At 40.9% G+C, this 1,692-nt stretch carries 2 protein-coding genes; both read right to left on the reverse strand.

All coding sequences use genetic code 11. The features are described 5' to 3' along the window. On the reverse strand, positions 1–1,309 hold a 1,309-nt coding region (locus tag GRP75_RS26190), incomplete at its 3' end, for a glycoside hydrolase family 1 protein (protein WP_160790800.1). Between the two features lie 21 nt (positions 1,310–1,330). Continuing rightward, positions 1,331–1,692 (reverse strand): DMT family transporter (locus tag GRP75_RS26195; protein ID WP_160790801.1); only part of this gene is annotated, 362 nt, incomplete at its 5' end.

The following is a 1,692-nucleotide window of genomic DNA, read 5'->3' on the forward strand; positions in this document are numbered from 1 at the left end:
TTTTGCTCATTTCAGCAGTACCTGCACTGATGATGTCGAAAGGCGCCCAGGTACAATAGGCAAAAACATCTGCCCCTTCATGTATTGCCTCTTTCAGTGCTGCAATATGCTCCTGGTGGTATTCGATGCGATAATCGTCATGAACTTTATTGTCCGCTGTTAAAACATCTTTAAATCCAAGACCATTTTCAGCCACCATCATGGGAACATGATACCTGTCCCAATACTTAGACATGCAGAGATATAATCCTGAAGCATTTATAGACCAGCCCCAGCGATTCGCTTTCAAATGGGGATTTTTGACAGTAGAATTAGGGTCCATCGTATTCTCACTAGCTTTAACAGTATTTGACCAGTAATAAGAGACTTCAAGGAAATCGGCTGTATTGTTCCAAAGCAACTCTTTCTCCGATTCCGTAATTTCCAGCTGGATGTCATGGTCTTCGAAATACGTCAATGCATATTCTGGATACTCTCCTCGAATCAGAACATCGCTGTAGAAATATTGCATTCGATTCCGTCTGAAATTCAGTTCGACATCTGCAGGTTCACATGAATAAGGGGCGGTTAACGTATCGGCCAACATCATTCCCATTTGAAGGGATGGATTTAGCTTGTGCCCATACTCAGTAATCTTTGCAGAAGCAACGAATTGGTGATGAACCGCTTGAAACTGAGACTGCTCGTAATGATCAACTTTATCTTTCAGTATGCCAAGGGAGGCAAATGCCTCTTTGTGGACAAGGTTAATTTGATTGATAATGATCCAATATTTAATGGTTTGATGATATCTTTGCAGGACGGTTTCCCCATACTTCACGAAGAAATCAATCAGTTTCGGGTTTGTCCAACCGCCATATTGCTCAACCAAATTTAAAGGCATTTCATAATGGAAAATCGTGACGATTGGCTCAATATTTTTTTCTTTCATGTACTCAAATAATCGATCATAGAAGGCCAAACCCTGCTCGTTTGGAACGGTATCATCTCCATTCGGAAAAATCCTGCTCCAAGAAATAGACAACCGCAATGTTTTTACATGCATGTCTGCTAACGCATCGATATACTCACGGTATCGTTCGTAGAAATGTACTCCTTGGCGCTTAGGGAAATAGTATGTCCCATGTTTGTATTTTTCGTATGTTTCTGAATCCATGTTATTAAAATGTAGATCAATAGGATCAGCTCCTGGAATAAACGGCTGAATATCAGCGGTACTTAACCCTCTTCCATCCCTGCGATGTGCACCTTCTACTTGATTAGCAGCAATAGCTCCTCCCCACAGAAAGTCTTTTCTTATTTTGCTCATGTACGTTTCCCCCAAATGTATTTAAAATTTTTGTACGATAAAGACTCCTGCAATAACCAAAAGAGCTCCCAATAATCGAGGAATATTCAAAGTGTGCATACTAGCACCAATTAATCCAAAATGATCAATGATCACCGACACGATTATTTGTCCAGCTAAAACGTATCCAACCGTAGCTGCTACTCCTATTCTGGGCATGAGAATGGTTGTCGCCAATACATAGAAAGCACCCAGTAGTCCTCCTGTCCACATCCACCAGGGAGCTTCAAACCATTCTTTTTTGAACAACGATCCTTTTACAAAAAAAGATATGATTATTAATGAGATGGCACCTACTGTAAAAGAAATGGCCGAAGCAACAATAGGTGATCCCACCACCGTCC

The sequence above is a fragment of the Paenibacillus sp. OT2-17 genome, assembly GCF_009827695.1.
In the GTDB taxonomy this organism is placed as follows: Bacteria; Bacillota; Bacilli; order Paenibacillales; family Paenibacillaceae; genus Paenibacillus; species Paenibacillus polymyxa_B.